At 74.3% G+C, this 24,823-nt stretch carries 16 protein-coding genes, 1 tRNA gene and 1 pseudogene; 17 read left to right on the top strand and 1 reads right to left on the bottom strand.

Features of this window, described 5'->3' with window-relative positions:
- The first annotated feature begins 44 nt into the window (after positions 1–44).
- The 5 genes from rsmA (at position 45) to ACYVKZ_RS17195 (ending at position 4,786) form a co-directional block, all read left to right on the top strand.
- Positions 45–953 carry a 16S rRNA (adenine(1518)-N(6)/adenine(1519)-N(6))-dimethyltransferase RsmA gene (gene rsmA / locus ACYVKZ_RS17215; protein ID WP_460993468.1) on the top strand — a complete coding sequence of 303 codons (909 nt, stop codon included), beginning with the start codon at positions 45–47 and terminating at the stop codon, positions 951–953.
- Between the two features lie 10 nt (positions 954–963).
- Complete coding sequence (locus tag ACYVKZ_RS17210) at positions 964–1,932, top strand: 4-(cytidine 5'-diphospho)-2-C-methyl-D-erythritol kinase (protein WP_460993467.1); 969 nt, start codon at positions 964–966, stop codon at positions 1,930–1,932.
- Between the two features lie 29 nt (positions 1,933–1,961).
- On the top strand, positions 1,962–3,767 hold the full coding sequence (locus tag ACYVKZ_RS17205; RefSeq protein WP_460993466.1) for an ABC-F family ATP-binding cassette domain-containing protein: 1,806 nt from the start codon (positions 1,962–1,964) through the stop codon (positions 3,765–3,767).
- Between the two features lie 93 nt (positions 3,768–3,860).
- Complete coding sequence (locus tag ACYVKZ_RS17200) at positions 3,861–4,064, top strand: SH3 domain-containing protein (protein WP_460993465.1); 204 nt, start codon at positions 3,861–3,863, stop codon at positions 4,062–4,064.
- A gap of 62 nt (positions 4,065–4,126) precedes the next feature.
- Entirely contained in the window at positions 4,127–4,786 is a 660-nt protein-coding gene (locus ACYVKZ_RS17195) for a DedA family protein (protein WP_460993464.1), read from the top strand.
- Here ACYVKZ_RS17195 and ACYVKZ_RS17190 read toward each other — a convergent pair.
- Positions 4,746–5,072 (bottom strand): annotated as a pseudogene (locus ACYVKZ_RS17190) (TetR/AcrR family transcriptional regulator); the annotation flags it as partial. The gene ACYVKZ_RS17195 and the pseudogene ACYVKZ_RS17190 overlap by 41 nt on opposite strands.
- A gap of 195 nt (positions 5,073–5,267) precedes the next feature.
- On the opposite strand from ACYVKZ_RS17190, the gene ACYVKZ_RS17185 reads away from it, so the two are divergent.
- The 12 genes from ACYVKZ_RS17185 (at position 5,268) to ACYVKZ_RS17130 (ending at position 24,742) form a co-directional block, all read left to right on the top strand.
- Positions 5,268–5,339, top strand: a tRNA-Gln gene (locus ACYVKZ_RS17185).
- A gap of 122 nt (positions 5,340–5,461) precedes the next feature.
- Positions 5,462–7,012 carry a bifunctional UDP-N-acetylglucosamine diphosphorylase/glucosamine-1-phosphate N-acetyltransferase GlmU gene (gene glmU, locus ACYVKZ_RS17180; protein WP_460993533.1) on the top strand — a complete coding sequence of 517 codons (1,551 nt, stop codon included), beginning with the start codon at positions 5,462–5,464 and terminating at the stop codon, positions 7,010–7,012.
- Entirely contained in the window at positions 7,013–7,993 is a 981-nt protein-coding gene (locus ACYVKZ_RS17175) for a ribose-phosphate diphosphokinase (RefSeq protein ID WP_066496966.1), read from the top strand.
- A 224-nt stretch (positions 7,994–8,217) separates the two neighbouring features.
- Positions 8,218–8,829, top strand: coding sequence for a 50S ribosomal protein L25/general stress protein Ctc (locus ACYVKZ_RS17170; protein WP_460993463.1), 612 nt, complete (start codon positions 8,218–8,220; stop codon positions 8,827–8,829).
- A 120-nt stretch (positions 8,830–8,949) separates the two neighbouring features.
- Entirely contained in the window at positions 8,950–9,537 is a 588-nt protein-coding gene (gene pth / locus ACYVKZ_RS17165; RefSeq protein ID WP_307005487.1) for an aminoacyl-tRNA hydrolase, read from the top strand.
- A gap of 109 nt (positions 9,538–9,646) precedes the next feature.
- The gene (locus ACYVKZ_RS17160) at positions 9,647–12,364 is read left to right on the top strand and encodes a helix-turn-helix transcriptional regulator (protein WP_460993462.1); all 2,718 of its coding nucleotides are present in this window, start codon (positions 9,647–9,649) and stop codon (positions 12,362–12,364) included.
- A 22-nt stretch (positions 12,365–12,386) separates the two neighbouring features.
- Positions 12,387–15,113, top strand: coding sequence for a LuxR C-terminal-related transcriptional regulator (locus tag ACYVKZ_RS17155; RefSeq protein WP_460993461.1), 2,727 nt, complete (start codon positions 12,387–12,389; stop codon positions 15,111–15,113).
- A gap of 312 nt (positions 15,114–15,425) precedes the next feature.
- Positions 15,426–16,772: an aminotransferase class V-fold PLP-dependent enzyme gene (locus tag ACYVKZ_RS17150; RefSeq protein WP_460993460.1), complete on the top strand. Its 1,347-nt coding sequence runs from the start codon at positions 15,426–15,428 to the stop codon at positions 16,770–16,772.
- Positions 16,769–17,221: a Fe-S cluster assembly sulfur transfer protein SufU gene (sufU, locus tag ACYVKZ_RS17145; protein ID WP_460993459.1), complete on the top strand. Its 453-nt coding sequence runs from the start codon at positions 16,769–16,771 to the stop codon at positions 17,219–17,221. The genes ACYVKZ_RS17150 and sufU overlap by 4 nt, the downstream gene beginning before the upstream one ends.
- A gap of 151 nt (positions 17,222–17,372) precedes the next feature.
- Entirely contained in the window at positions 17,373–20,090 is a 2,718-nt protein-coding gene (locus ACYVKZ_RS17140; RefSeq protein WP_460993458.1) for a LuxR C-terminal-related transcriptional regulator, read from the top strand.
- A 40-nt stretch (positions 20,091–20,130) separates the two neighbouring features.
- Complete coding sequence (locus tag ACYVKZ_RS17135) at positions 20,131–22,860, top strand: helix-turn-helix transcriptional regulator (RefSeq protein WP_460993457.1); 2,730 nt, start codon at positions 20,131–20,133, stop codon at positions 22,858–22,860.
- Positions 22,861–23,203: 343 nt separating this feature from the next.
- On the top strand, positions 23,204–24,742 hold the full coding sequence (locus ACYVKZ_RS17130) for a sugar transferase (protein WP_460993456.1): 1,539 nt from the start codon (positions 23,204–23,206) through the stop codon (positions 24,740–24,742).
- Positions 24,743–24,823: the final 81 nt, after the last annotated feature.

The raw sequence follows: 24,823 nt of genomic DNA, 5'->3' as shown, positions 1-24,823 counted from the left end.
GGACTGAGAGGCCGGGACAAGTCAGCCCCCGGTAGGATGCTCGGGTGACTGACGCCCCCGGCTCCCGCCCGCTCCTCGGCGCCGCCGACATCCGTGCCCTCGCGGGCGAGCTGGGGATCCGGCCCACCAAGACGCTCGGGCAGAACTTCGTGATCGACGGCAACACCATCCGCCGCATCGTCGCGGCGGCCCGCCTCGAACCGTCCGAGACGGTCCTCGAGGTGGGCCCGGGCCTCGGCTCGCTCACCCTCGGCCTGCTCGACGCGGCCGCGAACCTCGTGGCGATCGAGATCGACCCGGTCCTCGCCGGCCGGCTCCCCGCGACGGTCGAGCGGTGGCGGCCCGACGCCGTCGGGCGCTTCGCCCTCGTGCTCTCCGACGCCCTGAAGACCACCGAGCTCCCGCCGGGGCCGTTCGCGCAGCCCAGCGCCGTCGTGGCGAACCTGCCCTACAACGTGGCCGTCCCCGTGGTCCTGCACCTCCTCGAGCACTTCCCGTCGCTGCGCCACGGCCTCGTCATGGTCCAGGACGAGGTGGCCGACCGCCTCGCCGCCGAGCCCGGCTCCAAGGTCTACGGCGTCCCCAGCGTCAAGGCAGCGTGGTACGGCACCATGCGCAAGGCCGGCGTGATCGGCATGAACGTCTTCTGGCCCGCGCCCAAGATCCACTCCGGCCTCGTGGGCTTCACCCGCACCGCACCGCCGGCCACTACCGCGACCCGCCGCGAGGTCTTCGCGGTCATCGACGCTGCCTTCGCCCAGCGCCGCAAGACCCTGCGGGCCGCGCTCTCCGGTTGGGCAGGCTCGGGCGCCGAGGCCGAGCGGGCCCTGCGGGCCGCGGGCGTGGACCCGCAGGCGCGTGGCGAGGTCCTCGGCATCGCCGACTTCGCCCGCATCGCCGAGCAGCACCGCCCGGCCGACGCGGGTGCGCCCGCCACCGACGCGGTCCGATAGCGTGGGGGGCATGCGCACCAGCCCCTCCGGACCCGACGCCCGCCCGAGGTCCGTGAAGGTCCGCGCCCCGGGCAAGGTCAACGTCTCCCTGCGGGTCGGCCCCCGCCGCCCGGACGGCTACCACTCGGTGGCCAGCATCTACCTCGCCGTCTCGCTGTTCGAGGAAGTCACCGCGACCACCTCCGCCGAGCCGGGCGTGACGGTGAGCCTGAGCCCCGAGAGCACCCTCGACCTCGACGAGCTCGACATCCCGCTCGACGAGCGCAACCTCGCCGTGCGGGCCGCCCGCCTCATGGCCGAGATGACCGAGCACCCGACCGGGGTGCACCTGACCATCACCAAGCGGGTCCCCGTGGCCGGCGGCATGGGCGGGGGCTCGGCCGACGCCGCCGCGGCCCTCCTCGCCTGCGACGCGCTCTGGGGCTCGGGCCTGTCCAAGGAGGAGCTCGCCCACGTCGCCGCCGAGCTCGGCGCCGACGTGCCCTTCGCCCTGCTCGGCGGAGCCGCCGTGGGCCTGGGCGTGGGGGACCAGCTCTCGCCGGCGCTCGCCACGACCCGGTTCGACTGGGTCCTCGTCCCGGCGCCGTTCGGCCTGAGCACGCCGGCCGTGTTCTCCGAGCTGGACCGGCTCCGCGACGCGGAGGGCCTCAGCGTGCCCGAGCCCACGCAGGTCGAGCCGGCCGTCCTGGCCGCCCTCCGGGCCGGGGACGCCGGCGGCCTCTCCCACCTGCTGGTCAACGACCTGCAGCGCGCCGCGGTCGGCCTCGCCCCGCAGCTGCGCGACACCCTCGGGTGGGCCGACTCGCACGGGGCACTCGCCTCGATGGTCTCGGGCTCCGGGCCCACCGTCGCCCTCCTCGCGGCCGACGCGGGCGCTGCCGCCGACCTCGCGGAGGAGCTCGCCCACCACGGGATCGAGGCGCTCGCGGTCCACGGGCCCGTGCCCGGGGCGCGGATCGTCAGCGATACCCTTCTGTAGTCCCCTTCACCCGACTGGCAAGGATTCCTGTGGCACACCTCCTCGGCGGCGAGAGCATGGCCATCTCCTTCGGCACGCGCACCGTGCTCGACGGCGTCACGGTCGGCCTCAACGAGGGCGACCGGATCGGGATCGTGGGCCGCAACGGCGACGGCAAGTCGACCCTCATGCGGCTCCTCGCCCAGCGGCTGGCCCCCGACGGCGGCCGCGTCACCTGGCGCCGCGGGGTCGACGTCGGCTACCTCGACCAGGGCGACGTGCTCGACGGCGACCTCACCGTGGGCGCCGCGATCGTGGGGGACCGCGCCGACTACGAGTGGGCCTCCAACCCCACCATCCGCGACATCATGGGCGGCCTCGTGGCCGACGTCGACTGGCATGCCCAGGTGCGCTCCCTCTCCGGCGGACAGAAGCGCCGCGTGGCCCTCGCCAAGCTCCTCATCGAGCCGCACGACGTCATCATGCTCGACGAGCCCACCAACCACCTCGACGTCGAGGGCGTCGCGTGGCTCGCGCGGCACCTCAAGACGAGGTGGCGCCCCACCGAGGGCGCCTTCCTCGTGGTCACCCACGACCGCTGGTTCCTCGACGAGGTCTGCAACGACACGTGGGAGGTCCACGACGGGATCGTCGACCCCTTCGAGGGCGGCTACGCCGCCTACGTGCTGGCCCGCGCCGAACGCGACCGGATGGCCGCCGTCGTCGAGGGCAAGCGCGCGAACCTCGTGAAGAAGGAGCTCGCGTGGCTCCGCCGTGGCGCGCCCGCCCGCACCGCCAAGCCCAAGTTCCGCATCGAGGCCGCGAACGCGCTCATCTCCGACGTCCCCGAGCCGCGCGACACCGTGGCCCTGTCGAAGATGGCCACCGCCCGCCTGGGCAAGGACGTGATCGACCTCGAGGGCGTGACCCTCGCCTACGACGGGGGCGAGGGGCACGCGAGGCCCCTCCTGGACAACATCACCCTCCGGCTCGCCCCGGGCGAGCGGGTGGGGCTCGTGGGCGTCAACGGGGCCGGCAAGTCCACGCTCCTGCGGCTGCTCTCGGGGGACATCGCCCCGACCTCCGGCCGGGTCAAGCGCGGCAAGACGGTGGTCCCGGCCGTGCTCAGCCAGGACGTCCGCGAGCTCGACGACGTCGCAGACCTGCGCGTCATCGAGGTCATCCAACGTGAGAAGCAGACGTTCAGCGTGGGCTCGAAGGAGCTCACGGCCGGCCAGCTCGTCGAGCAGCTGGGCTTCACCAACGAGAAGCAGTGGACCCGCGTGTCCGAGCTCTCCGGCGGCGAACGGCGCCGGCTCCAGCTCTTGCGCCTCCTCGTGGGCGAGCCCAACGTGCTCATGCTCGACGAGCCCACCAACGACCTCGACACCGACACCCTCGCAGCGGTCGAGGACGTCCTCGACGGGTGGCCCGGCACCCTCGTCGTGGTGAGCCACGACCGGTACCTGCTCGAGCGCGTCACCGACCACCAGCTCGCCCTCCTCGGCGACGGGAAGGTGCGCGACCTGCCCGGCGGCGTCGATCAGTACCTGGCCCTGCGCGAGGCCGCGCTCGCGGCCGCGGAGGCGCTCCCCGGACAGGCCCCCCAGGACGCCCAGCCCGCCGCGGCGGGCCGGTCCGAGGCAGAGAAGCGCGATGCCCGCAAGGAGCTCGGCCGGATCGAGCGCCAGCTCGGCAAGCTCGCCGCCCAGGAGGAGAAGCTGCACGCCCAGATGGCCGCCTCCGCAGAGGACTTCGTCCGGCTCGGAGACCTCACTGCGCAGCTGAACGAGCTGCACGGGCAGAAGGAGGAGCTCGAGCTCGCGTGGCTCGAGGCCTCCGAGGTCCTCGAGTAGCGCCAGGCGTTCACGCTCCCGCCACCGCGCGGCCACCGGGACTGCCTACGCTGGGCGCAGCAGGCCATGGGGGCCCGCGGGAGGGGGACAGGCATGGGCGCTCGGAGCGACGACTTCATTTCGCTGGTGCCGGGGGACCTCGTCACCGTGGTCGAACCCGGCCGGCTGTCTGTCTCGGGCATCGTCGACGCGGTGGCGCCGGACGGGTCGGTGCTGTGGGTCATCGAGCACGGCGGGCAGGGCCGCCACATGGTGCACAGCACCGACGGCGCCGACGTCCAGCGCCTCGGCGCCTGACCGGCGCCGCCCGCGGGACCGGACTCTGGCCGCTCCCAGCCTCGCGGCCTAGCATCGGCTAGATGGGTTCCCTCGTTCAAGCGATCCTGGCCGTGCCGCCGCTCGTGGCGTACCTGGCGGTCTTCGCGCTCGTCTTCGCCGAGGACGCCATCTTCGTCGGGTTCGTGATCCCGGGCGAGACCGCCGCCGTGCTCGGCGGGGTGCTCGCCAACCAGGGGAAGGCGGACCTGTGGATCATGGCGCCCCTGATCGTGGTCGCCGCGATCCTCGGTGACACGGTCGGATACGAGATCGGCCGGCACCTGGGCCCCCGCCTGCTCGGCTTCCGGGTCTTCGACCGGCACCGGCGGCGCCTCGACGACGCCCAGGAGTTCCTTCGCCGCCGCGGCGGCTCCGCCGTGTTCCTGGGCCGGTTCGTGGCGTTCTTCCGCGCCATGATGCCCGCCCTCGCCGGCGCCTCCCGCATGCCGTACCCGCGCTTCCTCGCCTTCAACGCCCTCGGGGGAGCGGTGTGGGGGACCGGGTTCGCCGTCCTCGGCTACGCCGCCGGCGCCTCCTACGAGGTGGTCGCCAAGGCGGCGGGCCGGGACATCGCCGCGGTCGTGGGCGTGGTCGCCGTCATCGGCATCGTGGTCTGGCGCGTCCGCAAGGCGCGCGCCGACCGCCGCGAGGAGCGGTCGTTCAGGAGTCGACCAGCCCCGGATCCCTCTGAAGGCCAGTGAGGCCGTTCCACGCGAGGTTCACCGGGTGCGCGGCCACCGCGTGCCTGTCCGGGGAGCGGGCGTCCAGCCACCACTGGCCCGTCATCGCCACCATGCCCACGAGCATCTGGGCGGACATCGCGCCGTCGCCCGTACCGAAGCCGCGGGCCGCGAACTCGTCCGCGAGGATGTGCTCCACCCTCGCGGTCACCCGCGAGAGGATGCTGGAGAACGCCCCCTCGTGATGCCCGGGCGGCGCGTCCCGGACCACGATCCGGAACCCGTCCGTGGGCTCCTCGATGTATGCGGCGAACACCGAACGTCCCACCCCGACCAGCTGGCGGCGGCGCTGCGGTCGCCGTCGCGCGGGCGGCGGCGCGCTCGGGCTCGGACGGCAACACGATGGCCATCCCAGTGCGGGGCAGCCCGCCCGGCCGCCCGGGGCGCCCATCCATGGCAGAATTGACCACTGTGCCGCGCCCGTCCCGGCGGCAGCGTGCACTCCGCCCTGGTGTAACGGCAGCACGCCGGCCTTTGGAGCCGTGCAGACTAGGTTCGAATCCTAGGGGCGGAACGCAATGGCCAGCTCACGGCACTGGCTAGAATTGCCGACAGCCCCACTCGCCAGCCGATCGACCAGGAGAGCCAGCGACAGTGAATGCGGAGACCCCCGGACAGAGCGCAACAGCAGAGGACCTGGGGCGGACGCATCCCGCCGGCGCCCCGCGCGCGGCCCACGGACAGCACGGCCCCGCCGCGGTGATCGTCCTGGCCGCAGGGGCGGGGACGCGCATGAAGTCGCGCACCCCCAAGATCCTCCACCCGCTCGGCGGCCGCTCGATGGTGGCCCACGCGCTCGACGCCGCGCGGGGCCTCGAGCCCGGCCGGCTGGCCGCCGTCGTGCGGCACGAGCGCGACCTCGTCGCCGCGCACATCGCCGAGCACGACCCGGCCGCCGTGATCGTCGACCAGGACGAGGTCCCCGGCACCGGCCGCGCGGTCGAGGTGGCCCTCGCGGCGCTCGACGCCGAGGCCGTGGGCGGCCAGCTCTCGGGCACCGTCGTGGTGACCTACGGCGACGTGCCGCTGCTCACCACCGCGCTGCTGGCCGAGCTGGTCGCCGAGCACGAGGCCGCGGGCAACGCCGTCACCGTCCTGACCGCAGTGCTCGAGGACGCGACCGGCTACGGCCGCATCCTGCGCGAGGACGACGGCACGGTCGCCGGAATCCGCGAGCACAAGGACGCCTCGGCCACCGAGCGCGCCATCCGCGAGGTCAATTCCGGCATCTACGCCTTCGAGGCCGCCGTGCTGCGCGAGGCGCTCCGACAGGTCACCACCGAGAACGCGCAGGGCGAGAAGTACCTCACCGACGTCCTCGCGATTGCCCGCGCGGGCGGTGGGCGCGTCTCCGCGCTCGCCACGACGGACCGCTGGCAGGTCGAGGGCGCCAACGACCGCGTCCAGCTGCAGGCGCTGGCCGCCGAGCACAACCGCCGCATCCTCGACGCCTGGATGCGCGCGGGCGTCACGGTGGTGGACCCCGCCACCACCTGGGTCGATGCCACCGTGCAGCTCGCCGAGGACGTCACCCTCAAGCCCAACACCCAGCTGCACGGCACCACGGTCGTGGAGCGCGAGGCCGTGATCGGCCCCGACACAACCCTCACCGACTGCGTGGTCCGCGAGGCCGCGACCGTGAAGCGGACCGACGGAACCGGATCCGAGATCGGCGCCGGCGCCACCGTGGGCCCCTTCACCTACCTGCGGGCCGGCACCCGGCTCGGGCCCGAGGGCAAGATCGGCGCGTTCTACGAGACGAAGAACGCCCAGATCGGCCGCGGCGCCAAGCTCTCGCACCTCGGCTACGTGGGGGACGCCGAGGTCGGCGAGGGCGCGAATATCGGCTGCGGCAACATCACCGCCAACTACGACGGCGTCCACAAGCACCGCACCGTGATCGGGGCCCAGGTGCGCACGGGCTCCAACACGGTCTTCGTGGCCCCCGTCACCGTCGGCGACGGCGCCTACACGGCCGCCGGTGCGATCGTGCGCAAGGACGTGCCCGCCGGGGCCCTCGCCCTCTCCGTCGCCCCGCAGCGCAACGCCGAGGGCTGGACCGAGACGCACCGAGCCGGCTCCCCGTCGGCGGCCGCGGCCGCCGACGCCAGGGCCGCGGCCGCCGACGAGGCCCCCGAACGACCCTCCTCCGCCGCATCCCCCTCGAAGAAAGAAGAAGGCAAGTAGATGACCGAGATCACGGCCAATGGCGAGAAGCGCCTGGTGCTCGCCTCCGGGCGCGCCCACCCGGAGCTCGCGCAGGAGATCGCCAAGGAGCTCGGCACCGAGCTGCTGCCGACCTCGGCGTACGACTTCGCCAACGGAGAGACCTACGTCCGCTTCGAGGAGAGCGTCCGCGGTGCCGACGCGTTCGTGATCCAGGCGCACCCCGCGCCGATCAACAACTGGATCATGGAGCAGCTGATCATGATCGACTCGCTCAAGCGCGCGAGCGCCAAGCGGATCACGGTCGTCTCCCCGTTCTACCCCTACGCCCGGCAGGACAAGAAGCACCGCGGCCGCGAGCCCATCTCGGCCCGCCTCATGGCGGACCTCTACAAGACCGCCGGCGCGGACCGGCTCATGAGCGTCGACCTGCACACCGCGCAGATCCAGGGCTTCTTCGACGGCCCCGTGGACCACCTCATGGCCATCCCGCTCCTCGCCGACTACGTCCGCACCCGGGTGGACCTGAACAAGGTCACGGTCGTCTCCCCGGACACCGGCCGCGTGCGCGTCGCCGAGCAGTGGGCCGAGCGCCTCGGCGGCGCCCCACTCGCGTTCGTGCACAAGTCCCGCGACGTGAACGTGCCCAACTCCGCGGTCTCCAAGACGGTGGTCGGCCAGATCGAGGGCCGCGACTGCGTGCTCATCGACGACATGATCGACACCGGCGGCACGATCTCCGGCGCCGTGACGGTGCTGAAGAACGCCGGCGCCCGCTCCGTCATCATCGCCGCGACCCACGCCGTGTTCTCCGACCCGGCCGCGCAGCGACTGGCCGAGTCCGGTGCGCGCGAGGTCGTCGTGACCAACACGCTGCCGATCCCCGCCGAGAAGCGCTTCGAGCAGCTCACCGTCCTCTCGATCGCCCCGCTCATCGCCCGGGCGATCCACGAGGTCTTCGACGACGGCTCGGTCACGTCCCTCTTCGACGGCCGCAGCTAGCAGCAGCACCCCGCGCACGACGGCGGCGTCCCCACCCGAGGCGGGGACGGCGCCGTCGTGCGCCGTTTTGGCGGCGTCCCTCCGCCCCTGTAGGATGGTCGGCGAACCTTGGCGAGGGAGCGCCCGCTCCGTGATCGACTGGGTCTGGCAACTCCTTCGCGGCGCCCCGGCGCCGGGCGGAGGTCGGCAGACCTCGCGCCAACGAACCACCGAAGGAGACCCGCATGAGCGAGAAGCTCGCAGCCGAGAAGCGCACCGAGTTCGGCAAGGGCTACGCCCGCCGCACCCGCGCCGCCCACAAGATCCCCGCCGTCATTTACGGCCACGGCGCCGAGCCGATCCACGTCGCCCTCCCGGGCCACGAGACCATGATCGCCGTCCGCGTCCCGAACGCCCTCCTCACGCTCGACATCGAGGGCGAGGAGCACCTCGCGATCGTCAAGGACATCCAGCGCAACGCCGTCCGCCAGACGATCGAGCACATGGACCTCCTCACGGTCCGCCGCGGCGAGAAGGTCGCCGTCGACGTCCCCGTGCACGTCACCGGCGAGGTCGCCGCCGGGTTCGTCGCCAACCAGGAGGCCGTGACCGTCTCGGTTGAGGCCGAGGCGACCCACCTGCCGACCGCCCTCGAGGTCAGCGTCGAGGGCCGCGAGGCCGGCCAGCACGTCCACGCCGCCGACATCACGCTGCCCAGCGGCGTGGCGCTGCTGACCGACCCCGAGACCCTCGTGGTCAACGTCTCCGAGGCCGTCGAGGTCTCCGCTGAGGAGGAGGCCGGCGAGGCCGAGGCCCCCGCCGAGGCGCCGGAGGCCGAGGAAGCCCCTGCCGAGTAGTCCCACGACTGCTGCACTGCGTCAGGCGGCCCGTCCCACCCGGGGCGGGCCGCTTCGACGTGGCGGCCTGCCGGCCGCCGCTGCCCGCCGGCCCCCGGCCCAGACCCAAGGAGCGCATCCATGACCGACACCTGGCTCGTCGTGGGCCTCGGCAACCCCGGGCCCGAATACAGCGGGAACCGGCACAACGTGGGGCAGATGGTCCTCGACGCCCTGGCCGCGCGCATGGGCGGGAAGTTCGCCGCGCACAAGGGCGCGCGCGCCGCCGTCCTCGAGGGACGGCTGTGGGTGGGCGGCCCCCGCGCGGTCCTCGCCAAGCCGCTGACCTACATGAACGTCTCCGGCGGCCCGACCTCCTCCCTCGCCAAGTACTACGGGATCGAGCCCGGCCACGTCGTCGCCGTGCACGACGAGCTGGACATCCCCTTCAACACCGTCCGCCTCAAGCTCGGGGGCGGCGAGGGCGGCCACAACGGCCTGCGCGACATCTCCAAGGCCCTCGGCACCAAGGACTACCTCCGGGTGCGGGTGGGTGTGGGCCGGCCGCCGGGCCGCATGGACGCCGCCGACTTCGTGCTGCGCGACTTCGGCTCCGCCGAGAAGAAGGAGCTGCCGTTCCTCCTGGACGAGGCCGCCGACGCCGTCGAGATGCTCGCGCGGGACGGGCTCGCCGCCGCCCAGCAGAAGTTCCACCCGGCCAAGGCGTAGCCCCGCCGGGCCGTGACATTCGGCCCTGCTGGGGCCGCCGGCCGAGCGGTAAGGTTTCCCCAGCCACGTCCTGGCGGGGGACGTGCCGACGCATGGGGGCGCAGGTCAGATGCGGACGCAGACCGAGGCGGAGGAGACCGGCCGGCTCCTCCGCGACGCGAAGGCCCGCGCGGGCGACAGGCTGGCCTGGGCACGCGCCGTCAGGGCCACGGAGATCGCGGAGGCGACCGCCGCCCTCGCCGAGCCGGGCTCCTACGGGGTGGTGCTCACCGGGGACATGAGCTTCGGCAAGTCGGCGGTGGCCTCGGCCCTGCTCACGGGCCTCGAGGACACCGCCCACACCATCCGCCTCCGCTCCACCATCGTGGGGACGCGGACCCCGTACGGGGCGCTCGCTGTGCTGCTCGCGCGGCTGCCCGAGGACGCCCAGGCCGATCCGGGCTCGATCATGCGGGGCATCCTCCAGCTGCTCGCCTCCGACGCCGGGGGCCGCATGGCCGTGATGTCGCTCGAGACGTCCAAGAACCTCGACGAGCTCAGCACCGCCACCCTCGTGAACATCATGGTCACGGGCACGGCGAAGGCGGTCCTCGTCGCCGACCGCGCGAGCGAGCTGCCCGCCGACTTCCACTGGATGCTCTCCGAGGGGCGGCTGCGCGAGATCCCCCTGTCCGCGCTCTCGCGCGACGAGACGCTGCAGGGCCTGCGGTCCCTGCTCGGCGGCATCGTCCCGCAGACCGTCGGGTTCCAGCTGCACGCCATGTCCCGCGGCAACCCCCAGGTCGCGCTGCTGGCGGCCGCCGAACTCCTCCAGCGCGGGGCGCTCGACGCCACAGACGGAGTGTGGACCCTCGCTCCCGACGCCGAGCTGAGCGGCATCCGCCAGATCGACGACCTCGTGCGGGCCCGGATCGAGCGGCAGCCGGCGCGCATCCAGACCATCGTCGAGGCGCTCGCGTGCGCACGCCGCATCCCGCTCCAGCGGCTCCTCCCCGCGTTCCGCCGCGACGACCTCGCACAGATGGAGGACGACGGCCTCATCACGGTCGACGACGGGGGGCAGCACTCCGTGGCCCTTGCAGACCCGCTCGTGGCCGAGGTGGTCCGCGGGTGGCTTTCCGTGCCCCGCCGGCGCGAACTGCGCACACTGCTGATGTCGGACGGCGAGCCCCCGGTCGAGGTCATCAGCACGGTCGAGCTCCTCGGCCTGGCGGCCTGGACCCGCGAGTGCCACACGCTCCTGCCCGCGCGGCATGCCCTCGCGGCCGCCGTCGCGTCGCTGCGGCTGTTCGACCCGCGGTTCGCGCTCGACTGCCTCGAAGGGATCGACCGGGAGGCTGCGAGCTGGCCCAGCGTCCAGCACCTGCGCGCCCGGGCGCTGCTCATGCTGCAGCTGCCCCAGCAGGCCCTCGCCTGCCTGGACCAGGTCACCGAGGACGAGCTGGCCCTGCTGGGACCCTCGGCCGTGGCCGAGCTCACCGCGACCCAGGCCGAGGCCATGCGCTGCATCCCGGACCGAGCCGGGCAGGTCGAGGCCCTGCTCTCCGACGCCCGCGCCCGGCTCCTGCTCGGCTCGGGGACAGGTCCGCGCGCGGACGCCGAGGTCCGCCGGGCTGCCGCGGTGCTGGACCTCGCAGACTTCGAGCACCGCGCCTTCGGCGGCGACTACGCCCGCATCGAGGACCGTCTCGAGGCCGTGGTGGCGGATCCGAACCCGGCCGACGGCGAGATCCGCCTCCGGGCCGCCTGCATCCTCATGGAGGCCCGGACCATGCTCGGCAGGGAGCAGGAGGGGCTCGCCCTGCTGCACGAGGTCGCGGCGCAGATGGGACAGAAGCAGGGCTCGGCGCCGCTGCGGCAGGCCTTCGCGACCCGCGCCTTCAGCGTCCTCCTGTTCAACGGGCACTGGCGGCAGGCGCTCGCGCTCCTCAGGAGCCCGGCCCAGTGGTCCCTCGAACGGCTCAGGACGACCGGGGCCTCCCTCGAGCTCGCTGCGGGACTCGCGTACGTCTACGCGGGCCGCGGCCACGACGCCCTGGGCCCCCTCCTCTCCGCGCTCGCCCTCCTCGAGCGCGGCCCGGCGGCCCTGCTCGGGCCCGCCTACGCCGCGACGGCCTTCGCCTACGCCCAGCAGGGCGACGCCCCCGCGTCCCGGAAATGGCTCGAGAAGCTGGACCGCTGGCGGCCGCAGGGCAGCTACCAGACCCGCTCGACGGTCGAGTTCTGCTCCGAGATGGCGCGCCGCTGGACCGGCGACCCCGAGGCAGCGGGCCGGCTCGTGGCCGCGGCGCGCGAGGACATGGCGATGGGCCGGTGGAACCAGGCCGGGATCAAGCTCGTCGGGGCCACCGTCGGGGCGCATGCCGACGACCTGCGCCTGCTCGAGGAGGTCTGCGCGCACCGGCAGGGGCAGCTCGCCGAGCTCGCCCTCCTGCTGGCCCGCGGGACCCGGACCGGGCGGCTCGAAGACCTCACCGCGGCGGCCGACCTCGCGGCGGGCCTCGAACTCGATGCGGTCGAATCGCGGTGCGCGGCCGTGGCCCTCGACCGGGCGCGCGAGATGGACGACGCCGGCGCGGTGCGGCGCCTGCGGCCCCGCCTCGACGCCCTCGCCGGTCGCCTCGCGGTGCTCCCCGTCGAGCCCCGGCACGCACCCGTCCTCACCGACCGTGAAGAGGAGGTCGCCGCCCTCGCGGCCTCCGGCACCTCCAACCGGCGCATCGCGGAGCTGCTCGGACTGTCCGTGCGGACCGTGGAAGGACACCTCTACCAGATCTTCGCCAAGCTCTCCGTCTCGACCAGGGGCGAGCTGGCGGACCTGCTGTGACCGTGCCCGGCGGGAGCCAGGCATGAGCAGCGGGTCCCCGCACAGTCCGCCCCCGCGCGGGCTGCCGGCGGAGACCGGGGCCGTCATCGAGCTCATCACCCGGCCGGCGACGGCCGCCGTGCTGGTCCTGGGCGAGATGGGGTTGGGCAAGTCCGCCCTGCTCGACGGAGCAGCGCAGGCGCTCGGCGGACGCCTCGAGGTGCTCCGCCTCCACGGCAGCCCGGCACTGGCGAAAGTCCCCTACGGTGTCCTCGCACCCTTCCTCGGGACCCTGCCCTCGGCCGAGGCCGGGTCACGGGTGGAGGTCCTGCGAGCCTTCTGGCGCGCCGTGGAGGCGCTCAGGCAGGGCAGCACGCCGGATCTTGTCCTCGTCATCGACGACGCCCACGAGCTGGACCCGGCCTCGAGCGAGGTCGTCGCCGAGCTCGTGTCGGCCCGGTGGACCAAGGCGGCCATGGCCGCGCCCAGCGGGGCGGCCCTGCCGCGGGCCCTCATGGAGCTGTGGCTCGACGACGGCGTCGAACGGGTCGACCTCGCGCCCCTCACCGTCGACCAGGTCCGCACCTACCTCGAGGCGGCGCTCGGCGGCCCGGTGCTGCCCACCGTCCCCCTGCTGCTCTGGCAGGAGTCCGAGGGCAACCCGCTCCTGCTCGGCCGCCTCGTCGAGGAAGCACGCCGGGCGGGGACGCTGCGCCGGCACGGCCGGACCTGGCTCGTCACCGGCGAGCTGCCGCACCGGGGGGAGGGACTGCTCGCCCTGGCCCGGGCACAGCTCGGCCGGCTAGGCCCCGCCGAGCGGGAGGCGCTGAGCCTCATCGTCGTCGCCGAGCCGGCCCCCTTCGAGCTCGTGGAGCAGGAATGCGGCGCAGAGGCCATCAGGCGCCTCGTCGCCATGAGGCTCGTGCGGCCGGCGGAGGGCCCGGACGGCGTGCTCCGGCTCCGGCACCCCGTGTACGGGGACGCGCTGCTGTCGCTGATCCCGCTGACCACGTCGCTGTCGCTGCGCGAGCGGGCAGCGGGCCACCTCGAGCGGCAGGCGACCACCGCGCCGGGTCTCCTCCGTGCCGTTGCCTGGTCGCTGGACTGCGGCTTCCCGATGGAGGACGATGCGCTCCTGGCCGGCGCCCGCCTCGCCCTGGCGCTGTTCGAGAATACGCTCGCCGCGCGGGCGGCCAGCGCCGTCCAGCAGCCGGGGTCCCGCGACGCAGCCCGGGAGGTGCTCGGGCATGTCGCCTACAGCCGCGGCCGGTACACCGAGGCCGCCTCCCTGCTCCGGCCTTCCGTCTCGCGGGGCGGCAGGATCCGGCCGGGCGTGGCCGGTGCCCTCGTGTGGGTCGCGGCACGCCGGGCTGCCGGCCACACGCCCGCGGCGATCCGCGCCGACGTCGAGCGCCTTCCCGCCCTCGGGGAGGGCGGGCCGGGCGACGTCCTCGCCCTCGTGGCGGCCTCCGCGGCCGGCGACCGGGACGCCCTCGTGGCCGGGCTCCACCGCTGGCGTTCCCGGCACAGCGGGGCCCTTCCTCCGCAGGGATGGGCGGCGGAGGCCGTGGTCCTGTCGATCGAGGCCGAGTACCTCATGGCCGCGGGCAGACCGGTCGGGGCCGCGCCGCCGCTGCGCGCCGCGCTCGAGCGCGCGGCGGCCGAGCGCGGCGCCGGCACGACGCCCTACCTGCAGGCCTTCGGCGCCACCCGCCTCGTCCTGGCGGACCTCGCAGCGGGGGAGTGGGACACTGCCGAGGAAGACCTGCAGCGCTTCCTCATCTCCTCCAGCGCGGCCCTGGTCACCGACGGCGCGGCGGCGCAGACGGCCCGCGGCCTGGCCCTGGTCCGGCAGGGACGCTTCCGCGCGGCGTGGGACGCTCTCGTTCCGGCGCTGGACGCCCTCCACGGCAGCGACCCCGAGCACATCCTTCCGCTCGCCGCCGCGGTGGCCGCGTACGCGGGAGCGCGCGCGGGGGAGCCCGGCGCAGCCCGCACTCTCCTGGCCCAGGCCGAGGATCCGGCCGATCCCGTCGTGGCGCTGCTGCGGCCCCTGGCGGCGCTCTTCGCGGCCGCTGCACGGTGCGCCCTCGACGGGGCCGCGGGCTCCGCTGCCTCCCGCCCCGGCGACGGAGGCGGCCCCGGCGATGGAGGCGGCCTCGGAACGGCGGTCGACGGGGCCCGGGGCCGGCCGGATCTGGCGCTGCAGGGGGAGCTCCTGTGCTTCGAGGCGGGCCGACGGGATCGGCTCGGGCGGCTGTTCGAGGTGGCGCGCGCCACGGAGGGCCGCTGGGCCGAGGCGGCGGCCCTCCTCGCGTCCGCCTTCGCCGCGCGCAGCCCGGCCGGGCTCGTGCAGGCGGGGGAGCGGCTGAGGGCCACCGGCTGGACCGCCTATGCGCGGGACTGCTTCGCCGAGGCATCACGCGGCTTCGACCGTGCGCTCCGGCGTGCAGAGGCCCGCGCCGCGTGGGCGAACAAGGCAGAGTGCGATGCGCTCCTCGGTGACGGGGCGCCCCGGCCCACCGCCGAAACGGCCCGGCTGACCGCGCGCGAGCGCGAGGTCGTCGCGTTCGCCGTGGCAGGGCTGAGCGACCGCGAGATCGCCGAAAGGCTCACCGTCTCGGTCCGCACGATCGAGGGGCACCTCTACCGGGCCTACGCCAAGCTGGAGGTCACGAGCCGGGAGCAGCTCGGCTCGGCGCTCGGCGCCGGCAGCGGGCCGTCCGCACCGTCGGCCGGGTCCGAGTACACCCCGCCGGGGAGCAAGTAGTCCCGGGCCCGGGACGGGGCAGAAGACAAGTAGTCACTACCCGTGCGCGGGCGCGGTGCCGGATGCGAAAGTGGGGTTGTGGCCGGAAGCCCCCGGGTTCGCGGCCACTGTCCCCAAAGGACTGGGCCGGCGGCGTCGGAACCTCCCCGAGACCAAGGTTCCTCCCCCCAGCCGCCGCCGGCCCCGCCTTGGGACTCCCCGTGGTGGACCCGCCGCCCGTCAGGCGTGGGACAATGGATTCCGGCATGTTCGCATGCCCTAATTCATGCTGCCGCACCGGCAGCCTCGTTCCACCCGAAGGAGTCCCGTCCCGTGGCCCTGGTCAAGACGCCGTCGACCCTCCTGCCTGCCCAGCCGGCGCTGGACGACGCCGAAGTCTCCCGCCTCCGTGCCGATTTCCCGGTGCTCGCGACAACGGTCCACGGCCATCCGCTCGTGTACCTCGACTCCGGGGCGACGAGCCAGCACCCCCGCAGCGTCCTCGAGGCCGAGCAGGAGTTCTACGAGCAGCGCAACGCCGCGGTGCACCGGGGCGCCCACGAGCTCGCAGTGCGGGCGACCGATGCCTTCGAGGACGCCCGCGTGGCCGTCGCGCGGTTCGTGGGCGCCTCGCCGGACGAGCTCGTGTGGACCTCCAACGCCACCGAGGCCATCAACCTCGTCGCGTATGCCCTCGGAACCGCGGCCGTGTGGGCGGAGCGCGGGCGAGGGGGAGAGGACCTGCGCGCGCTCGCCGTCGGGCCCGGCGACGAGATCGTGGTGACGGAGCTCGAGCACCACGCCAACCTCATCCCGTGGCAGGAACTCGCCTTCCGCACCGGCGCCACGCTGCGCTGGATCCCGGTCGACGACGCGGGGAAGCTGCGCATGGACGAGGCCGAGAGGATCATCGGCCCGCGCACCAGGATCGTCGCCTTCGCGCACGCCTCCAACGTGCTCGGCTCCGTGGCGCCGGTCGAGGAACTCGTGGCCCTCGCCCGCCGAGCGGGGGCCCTTACGGTGCTCGATGCCTGCCAGTCGGCGCCGCACATGCCTCTGGACCTCGCCGCTCTGGGCGTGGACTTCGCCGCGTTCTCCGGGCACAAGATGCTCGCGCCCACCGGCATCGGAGCGCTCTACGGGCGCCGCGAGCTGCTCGATGCCCTCCCGCCGTTCCTCGTGGGCGGGTCCATGATCACCACCGTGACGATGGAGCACGCCGAATACCTGCCCGCGCCGCAGCGCTTCGAGGCCGGGACCCAGCGGATCTCCCAGACGGTGGCCTTCGCCGCCGCGGTGGACTACCTGGGCCACGTGGGCATGGACCGGATCCATGCCCGCGAGGCGGAGCTGGGGCGCCGCCTCGCGGAGGGCGTGGCCGCGCTGGACGGGGTGCGCCTGCTCGGGCCGGCCCCCGGCCAGCAGTGGCACGGCTCTGAACGGATCGCGCTCGCCGCCTTCGACGTCGAGGGCGTCCACGCCCACGACGTCGGCCAGTACCTCGACAGCGCCGGCATCGCCGTCCGCGTGGGCCACCACTGCGCCCAGCCGCTGCATCGCCGCCTGGGGCTGACCGCCTCCACGCGGGCGAGCGCCTACCTCTACACCACGGGCGACGACGTCGAGGCCTTCCTCTCCGCCCTCGCCGAGGTCCGCGGCTACTTCGGGGTGGCCCGATGAGCCTCGATTCCCTGTACCAGCAGATCATCCTGGACCACGCCAAGGGCCGCCACGGTGCGGGCCTGGAGGGCGAGCCGGGGCCCCACGAGGGCCAGTCCCACCAGCTCAACCCGGTCTGCGGCGACGAGGTCACCGTCCGGGTTCAGGTGGCCCACGGCGTCCTCCGCTCGGTGCGGTGGGACGGGGCCGGGTGCTCGATCTCCATGGCCTCGGCCTCGGTGCTCCATGACGAGGCCGAGGGCCTCACCGTCGCCCAGTTCGGCGAGCTCGTGGACGCCTTCCGCGAGATGCTCCGCTCGCGGGGCACGGTGGCCGCGGACCCGGAGCTGCTCGGGGACGCCGCGGCCTTCGAGGGCGTCTCCCGCTACGCCGCCCGGGTCAAGTGCGCCATGATCGCCTGGGTCGCCGCGGAGGACGCCGCGCGGCAGGCCGCCGGTAAACCCGAGTAACGCCCGTGCACCCCAGCACCGGGGGTGTTCCCCAGTAACATACCGGCGCCCTGCCGCATCCGGGGCGTTGGTCCCTTTGCAATGTCCGAGGGCGGCCGTAGGCTGTGCCTGTTCGGGCGGCTGGGGGCCAACGTCCGAGGTGGAGGCACAGATGGGCAACAACATACCGAGCCTGGCAGACGCGCCCGGCACAGCCGGCACGCCGCCTGCGCCGCCGACTGAGCGGCAGGCGGACCGGAGGCACTGGGCCACGCTCGTGCGCCAGTCCGAGCTCGACGCCGCCGTTGCTGCGCTCACCCAGGACTCCAGCCTCGGTGTGGTCATCACGGGTTCCCCGGGCGTGGGGAAGTCCTTCCTCGCGGGCGCCGTGCTCTCCTCCCTCGGGCCCGGCGTGCACACCATGCGCCTGCGGGCCTCCTCCGGACCCTCCGGGCCGTCTGCCCCGTCCACGTGCCTCGGTCCGCTCCTCGCCAGGCTCCCCAAGTCCGCCCCGTCCTCGGGCACCGGCCTGCTCCTGGCCCTCGAGCGCATGCTGGCCGACGACGCGGGCGGACGGGACGTGGTGCTCACCCTCGACCTCGTGGGGCCGCTCGCCGAGGACTGCGTGGCCGTGCTGATGCACCTCGTCCTCAGCCGCGCCGCGCGGCTGATGGTCATCGCCCCCGCCGTCGCCGACCTCGCGCCGGACCTCGCCCGCCTCGTCCGCGGTGGACGGATCAGAGAGGTCGCGCTCGGCAGGATCGGGGTGCCTGAGACGCGCCGGCTCGTCGCGGCGATCGTGGGCGGCAGGGTCGCGTCGTCGACCATCGGCGAGGTGCACTACGCGTGCGGCGGCAACCCCGCCGAGGTGTACGGGATCGTGCACCGCGAGCGCGCCCGCGGAAACCTGCACCAGCGGGGCGGGGTGTGGACCCTGGACCGTTCCGTCCGGCCCGAGCCGGTCCGGGGCGCAGACGATCTCATCCGCGCGCGCTGGGCGCGGGAGTCCCAGGACGTCAGGGAAGTCATCGAGCAGCTCGCAGTGGCCCGCAGGGTTCCGATCACGGCCCTCGCGGGCCTTTTCGGTTCTGAGGTCCTCGTCGACATGGAGGACCGCGGCCTCATCGCCGTCGACGCGAGCCAGCACCGCTGTGCCTACCTGCGCGAGCCCCGGATGGCCGAGCTGGTCCGGGCCCGGCTCGGGCCGGACCGCCACCGCGAGCTCGCCTCGCTCATGTCCCTCGGCGGCGCGTCCGAGGACGGCGGGCTGGACCGCGACGAGCTCATCTCCTACGTCGAATGGACGCTCGAGGTCGGCACCGCGCCGGAACCCGGGCTCGTGCTGCAGTCCGCTGCTGCGGCGGTCGAGCTCTTCGAGCCGGACCGGGCGCTCGCCCTGCTGGACAGGCTGCCCGCGCTCGACGGGCCTCCCGCCTTCGAGGCCGCCTTCCGCCGCGCGGCGGCGCTCGCCATGCTCGAGCGCCGGGACGAGGCCCTCTCCGTCCTCGAGGCGGTGCCGCCGGCAGTCCTCGCCTCGCTCGAGGCCGTGGACTCCGCGCGGCACGCAGCGGCCACCTCGGAGCTGCTGTGCTGGCTCCCCGAGGCCGGGGACGCGCTCGAGCCGCTGCGCGCCGCGTGGGACCGGCTCGCGGTGCGCGCCGAGGAGTCCGGGCCGGTCCGGGCGGCCGCCGAGGTGCTCGACCTCGCGGAGTTCAGGGTGCGCGCGTTCACCGGGGACTTCATGCCCATCCTGGCCCGGCTCGAGAGCGCCTCGCGGGACACGGACGGGAGCGAGGGCTTCCGGCGCGGCTGCTCCCTCATCCTCGCGCACGCCTGGGCCGCGTGCGGCCGCGAGATGGACGCCGCCGGACTCGTGGCCTCAATCGAGTTCTCCGCCCCCCGGCGCACGGATGAGGGCGACTTCCTGGCGACGGCGTTCTCCGTCTGGACCGCGACGGGCGACTGGAAGCGGTGCGTCGACCTGTTCGAGGAGTACATGGACAAGGGCGGCCGCAGGCTCACCCTCCGCGGCGGGATCGCCGAGCTGTACCTCGCCCTCGCGCATCTGGCGGCCGGGCACGGCTCGGCAGCGCTCGGCCCGGTCCTCAGTGCGGCGGCCCAGCTCGAGGAATTCCCGGCGCTCAATGCTCTGCGCGCCGCCTACGCCGCCGCGGCCTTGGCCTACGCCCAGATCGGCGACTCGGGCGAGGCGGAGCGATTCCTCGCCCTCGCGGCGAAGGCCCGCGGGCCGATGTTCTGGCAGCTGGCGACGTGCGCGGACCACTGCGAGGGCGCCGCGCGCACGTGGCTCGGCCAGGGCGACGGGGCCGCGGCGATGCTCGCCCGTGCAGGCCGGGACGAGGCCGCCGGGCGCATGAGCGCGGCCGGGACCGCCGTCTTCGAGGCGAGCGTGGTCGGCGGCGAGCGGGAGTTCCTGTGGATCGAGCGCCTCGCCCACCACCGGCAGGGTCCCCTCGCCCACCTCTACGCCGCCGTCGCCTCCGCGACGCGGCGCAGGGACGTGGCCGCCCTCCTTGCGGCCGCCGAGGAGGCGTACGACCTCCGTCTCGACGCCGTCGAGGCCCGGTGCGCCGCACTCGCCCTCGACTTCGCCCGGGGCGAGGGGAATTCGGTGGCTGCCGGCCTCGCCCAGACCCGGCTCGACCGGCTCGCGCGCGTGCTGCCGGTCCTCCCGCTCGTGCCCCAGACGCCCGCCCCGATGCTCACCGAGCGTGAGCGCCAGATCGCGGTCCTCGCGGCATCAGGCTCCTCCAACCGGGACATCGCCGACGAGCTCGGCGTCTCGGTCCGCACGGTGGAGGGCCATCTGTACCAGGTGTTCATGAAGCTGGGGGTGAGCTCGCGTGCCGGACTGGCTGGCCTTGTCTGAGAGGGAAGCGCGCCCGGAACGGGGGACGATGGAGACGATCATGAATGCCTCACCGGGATCCCGGGGAGACCGCCGCGACTACACCCTGGCCCCCGACGGGCTGGCCCCGACGCAGCAGACGGTCATCGCCGCCACGGTCGAGGCCCTGCGCCGCGGGCTCCCGGGAGCGGTCATCGTCTCCGGCGAGCCCGGGACCGGCAAGACCCACCTCGTCGAGACGGTGACCGAGCAGCTCCGCGACGACGTGCGGTTCGTGGCCATCACGCCCGGAGAGAGCCTGCGCCACATCCCCTACGGGGCGCTCCTGCAGTGCCTGAGGCACCTCACCCCTGAGGAGGCCCAGGACCGCGTCGGCGTCCTGCGTGCCCTCTGGGCCGAGCTGCACGGCTCCGAGCCCGACGACGGCGCCCACGCCGAGCGGCCCATCGTGATCGTGCTCGACGACGCACACCACCTCGACGACGACTCGGCAGGGGTCCTCGCCGAGGCGGTCGCATCGTCCTGGGTCCGCGTGCTCGCGACGGCGTCCAGCTCGGCGGGGCTCCCCGGAGACCTCCTTGACCTGTGGCGGGACGGGCTCGCAGAGCGGTTCGACCTCGGCCCCCTGTCCCTCGAGGAGAGCCGGGACGCGGCCGGGAAGCGCCTCGGCGGACGGCTCTCGATCACGGCCGCCGCGGTGCTGCACGCTCTGAGCGCCGGCAACCCGCTGCACCTCGTGCGGCTCACCGAGGAGGCGATCGCGGCCGGGACCCTCGTCCAGCGGCGCGGGATCTGGCTCCTCACCGGCGAGTTCGCCAGCAGGGGCCAGGCGCTCGATGCCCCGGTGCGCAGCGCGATGGAGTCCCTCGCCCCGGCCGAGCGCGAGGCCCTCACCCTCATCGCCCTCACCGAGCCGCTGCCCCGCGCGGCCGCCCGCACCCTGATCGAGCGGGCGGTGTTCGACAGGCTCACGGACTCCGGCTGGCTGGCCGACGCGGGCCATGCGAGCGTCAGGCTCCGCTACCCGCTGGTCGCGGACGCGATCAGGGCCATGACGACCGCCACCCGCCGCCTGCACCTGCTGCGCCGGGCCGCGGCGATGGGCGGGGACGACCTCCGCCAGCCCGCGAACGAGCTCAGGCTGTTCGAGCTCGCCCTCGAGACCGGGGCCATCCCGCCGTTCCACGAACTGGCACGGGGCGCCGCCCACGCGGTCTCCCGCTTCCGCAACGATCTGGGCCTCAGGGCCGCGGCGCTCGTCGAGGGCGAGGCCGAGCGCTCCCTCATGCGGGCCATCCCGGCGCGCGCCCACCTCAACCTCGGCGATCCGGCCGCCGCCCTCTCGGACCTCTCCCGCGGCCCGGCGGACCCGAACGATGTCGACGACGTCCTGGCCGGGACGCTGGTCGGCTTTGCAGCGCGGGCCGCCCGCGGCGAGACCGCGGCGATGGACGACGACGCCGCGCGGCTCGAGCGGGCCGCGGACGCGGTGGAGCGGGCCACCTCGGCGGCCGACATCGTCTTCGGCCCGGGCCCCCGCGAGGCCGTCCTCCGCCGGGCCAGGCTCCTGCGGGCCCTGGCCGCCGACGAGCGGGGGGACGTGGCCGCCGTCGAGGCTGCGCTCGCAGAGGAGCAGCGCACCGTGCATGCGACCCCCTCCGCCCCGATCGAGCAGGCGCTGTGGACGCTGCTCGAGGGGTCGGTGCTGCTCGCGCAGGGCCAGTACGTCGCCTCCGCGCGCCTGGCCGGTTCCGTCCTGGCCCAGATCGAGATCGACGATGAGCACTTCCCGCTCGAGGAGTACGGGCTCGTCCGCTACCTCTCGGGCCTCGTCCTCGGCGGCGACTGGGGGTCCGTCGTGAAGGTGTCCGAGGGCTACACCGGCGTCCGTTCCCGTCCGATCGTCGCCTTCGGCCCGGGCCTCTACTGCGCCAGGGCCTTCGCGCTGCTCCACAGCGACCGGGCCGCCGAGGCCGTTCCGATGCTCGGCGACGTCGTCGAGAACCTCGAGCTCATGGACCCCCTGCGCCTCTTTGCCGTCGCGGCCTCCTTTGCCGCGTGGGCGGCCGCGGCCGCCGGGGACGAGGAGGCAGCGCGCGAGTACCTCGCCCGGGCCGAGGCCTGCGCCGAGGTGGGCAACGCGGCCATGCGCGAGCTGGCGGCCATGCACCGTGCCGGAGCGGCCGAGCTCCTCGATCCCGGCAGGGGGCTGGCGGCGCTCACGGAGATCGCCGAGCGGAACCGTGCCGCGGGCCGGCCCGGATGGGAGCTCATCGCGAGGGTGCTCTTCCTCGAGCTCGGGGGCAGGGACGAGGCGGGGCGGGCCGCGGAGGTCGCCGCCGCCGCGGAAGGATCGTGGGCCAACGGCTGGGGCGCCTGGGCGCGCGCCGAGGCGGACGAGCGCGGCGAGGGCTACCTCACGGCCGCGGACCACTTCCGGGCGCTCGGCCTGAACCGGCGGGCCCGCGCCGCCTACGCGCGCGCCGCGGCCTGCTTCGATGCCTCCGGGGACAGGGTTGCCGCGCGCCGCGCCGGCGCCGCCGCGCGGGCGTGCGAGGGGCTTCCCGGGGCCGGCGAGGCGGGGGAGGCCGAGGAGGCCGTCCTCGCGTCCCTGCGTCTGAGCCCGCGCGAACAGGACGTCGTGGACCTCGCCGTCGAGGGACTCAGCGACCGCCAGATCGCCGACAGGCTGCACCTGTCCGTGCGCACCGTGGAGGGCCACCTGCACCGCAGCTACGCCAAGCTGGGCATCCGCAGCAGGGAAGACCTGCGCGCCGCCGTCGAGGACTGACAGCCTCCGTACCCGCCCCTCATCACAGGCCTCCGGCCCGTCCCCTGGGACGGGCCGGAGGCCTGTGGCGGGACGAAAGCCTCTGCCGCCGCACGCCGTCGTGCGTTTCGTTGCCCGAGGCACGTAGCTGGGCCCGGGACCGCGTGGGCGGGGAGTGCGAACCCGCGTAGTGCCCCTCGAACCGGGTGCGTACCGGTCAAGGGGTGCACCCGGGAAAGGCCTGAGTAGCTCGCGTACTCACTACTCGTGACCCTCCTCCGCCCGGCGCGTGTACTGGTGTGCAGAAGCTTTCCGTTCGAGGCGGTGCCGGGATGCCGGGCCGCGGCAGGGCAAGGAGCGGGTCATGTCCGTTGGAGCTCACCAGGGATCAGCAGCATTCGAGCCCGCCCGCGCCCGCGGGCTGGGGGAGCGGATCGGGGCGTCCGCGCTGGGCCTGCGGCTGCGCCGGGACCTCAGCGCGGCGGAGGCCCGGATGGCACGGTCCGCGCGGGCCCAGGGCTGGGCCCACCGCTACGCGCGGTTCCTGCGCGTCACCGACGCCCTCGTGGCGGTCGCGGCCGGGCCCCTGGGCGTCCTGGTCATGAACCCTCCGCCCGGCCCCGCCGCGGCGCTCTGGGCGTTCATCCTCGTGTGGCCGTTCGCCCTCGGCCTCTCCGGCAGCCGGGACACCTCCGTGCTCGGCATCGGCGTGGACGAGTACCGGCGCGTGGTCAGCGGCACGATGCAGCTGTTCGCCCTCGTCGCGGTCGTCGTCGTCCTCACCGACGGAGTGCTGTCCGCGCGCCTCTGGGCCCTCGTCCTCGGCACCGGCACCCTCGGGCTGCTGGCGACCCGTTCGCTGAGCCGCCGCTGGCTCCACCGCCAGCGGCAGAGCGGCATGTACCTCACGCCCGCCGTGGTGGTGGGGGAGCCGGAGGACGTCCGCTACGTGGTGCGGCGCATCGCGGCCGGCGAGGGCGCGCCGTACAACGTGCTCGGCGCGATCCTGCCGGGGGGCCGCCGCGGGCAGTCCCTGACGGTCGACGGCGAGCGCCTGCCCGTGCTCAGCTCGACGGACGACGTGGTGCGCACCGTCGCGACGAAGAAGGCCGGGGCCGTGATCGTCGCCGGGCCCGTACCGGGCGGCAACCAGTACGTGCGGGAACTCGGCTGGAACCTCGAGGAGCACGACGCCGAGCTCGTCCTCGCCTCCTCCCTGACCAACGTCGCCGGGCCGCGCATCCACTTCCGTCCCGTGCCGGGCCTGCCCCTCATGGAGGTCGACCTCCCGCGGTACTCGGGGACCAAGCACGTGGTGAAGCGCTGCGCGGACCTCGTGCTCGGCGCGGCAGCGGTGATCGTCCTGGCGCCGGTGCTCGTGGTCCTGGCGCTGATCGTCCGGCTCGACTCTCCGGGCCCCGTGATGTTCCGGCAGGAGCGCGTGGGCAAGGACGGCCGGCCGTTCACGATGTTCAAGTTCCGCTCGATGGTCCCGGACGCGGAGGCCCGCCTGGCCGCCCTCGCCGGGGCGAACGAGGGAGCCGGGGTGCTGTTCAAGATGAAGGAGGACCCGCGGGTGACGCGGTGCGGGGCCTGGATGCGGCGCTACTCGCTCGACGAGCTCCCGCAGTTCTTCAACGTCCTGCGCGGCGAGATGAGCCTGGTGGGACCGCGTCCGCCGCTGGCCCGGGAGGTCGGCAGTTACGAGCGTTACACCCACCGCAGGATGCTCATCAAGCCCGGCATCACCGGCCTGTGGCAGATCAGCGGCCGCTCGGACCTCGAATGGGACGACGCCGTGCGGCTCGACCTCTACTACGTCGAGAACTGGTCCCTTACGGGCGACCTCATGATCCTCTGGCGCACGCTCCGCGCCGTGGTCGCACCGGCCGGCGCCTACTGAGGCAGCGCCGCGCCCCACCCTTTCCGCCGACTTCTGTCAGCTTCCGCCAACTTCCGTCAACGCACATGATCTAGCAAGGGG

It is taken from the genome of Sinomonas soli, from assembly GCF_054782415.1.
This window is presented reverse-complemented; position numbering and strand designations above follow the sequence as displayed.

Bases quoted from the DNA above. Each gene is read 5' to 3' on its own strand.
- ACYVKZ_RS17170 (WP_460993463.1), top strand. From the start codon at position 8,218: ATGAGCGAGAAGCTCGCAGCCGAGAAGCGCACCGAGTTCGGCAAGGGC.
- ACYVKZ_RS17160 (WP_460993462.1), top strand. From the start codon at position 9,647: ATGCGGACGCAGACCGAGGCGGAGGAGACCGGCCGGCTCCTCCGCGAC.
- ACYVKZ_RS17200 (WP_460993465.1), top strand. From the start codon at position 3,861: ATGGGCGCTCGGAGCGACGACTTCATTTCGCTGGTGCCGGGGGACCTC.
- ACYVKZ_RS17140 (WP_460993458.1), top strand. From the start codon at position 17,373: ATGGGCAACAACATACCGAGCCTGGCAGACGCGCCCGGCACAGCCGGC.
- ACYVKZ_RS17135 (WP_460993457.1), top strand. From the start codon at position 20,131: ATGAATGCCTCACCGGGATCCCGGGGAGACCGCCGCGACTACACCCTG.
- ACYVKZ_RS17155 (WP_460993461.1), top strand. From the start codon at position 12,387: ATGAGCAGCGGGTCCCCGCACAGTCCGCCCCCGCGCGGGCTGCCGGCG.
- ACYVKZ_RS17130 (WP_460993456.1), top strand. From the start codon at position 23,204: ATGTCCGTTGGAGCTCACCAGGGATCAGCAGCATTCGAGCCCGCCCGC.
- pth (WP_307005487.1), top strand. From the start codon at position 8,950: ATGACCGACACCTGGCTCGTCGTGGGCCTCGGCAACCCCGGGCCCGAA.
- sufU (WP_460993459.1), top strand. From the start codon at position 16,769: ATGAGCCTCGATTCCCTGTACCAGCAGATCATCCTGGACCACGCCAAG.
- ACYVKZ_RS17195 (WP_460993464.1), top strand. From the start codon at position 4,127: ATGGGTTCCCTCGTTCAAGCGATCCTGGCCGTGCCGCCGCTCGTGGCG.
- ACYVKZ_RS17175 (WP_066496966.1), top strand. From the start codon at position 7,013: ATGACCGAGATCACGGCCAATGGCGAGAAGCGCCTGGTGCTCGCCTCC.
- ACYVKZ_RS17210 (WP_460993467.1), top strand. From the start codon at position 964: ATGCGCACCAGCCCCTCCGGACCCGACGCCCGCCCGAGGTCCGTGAAG.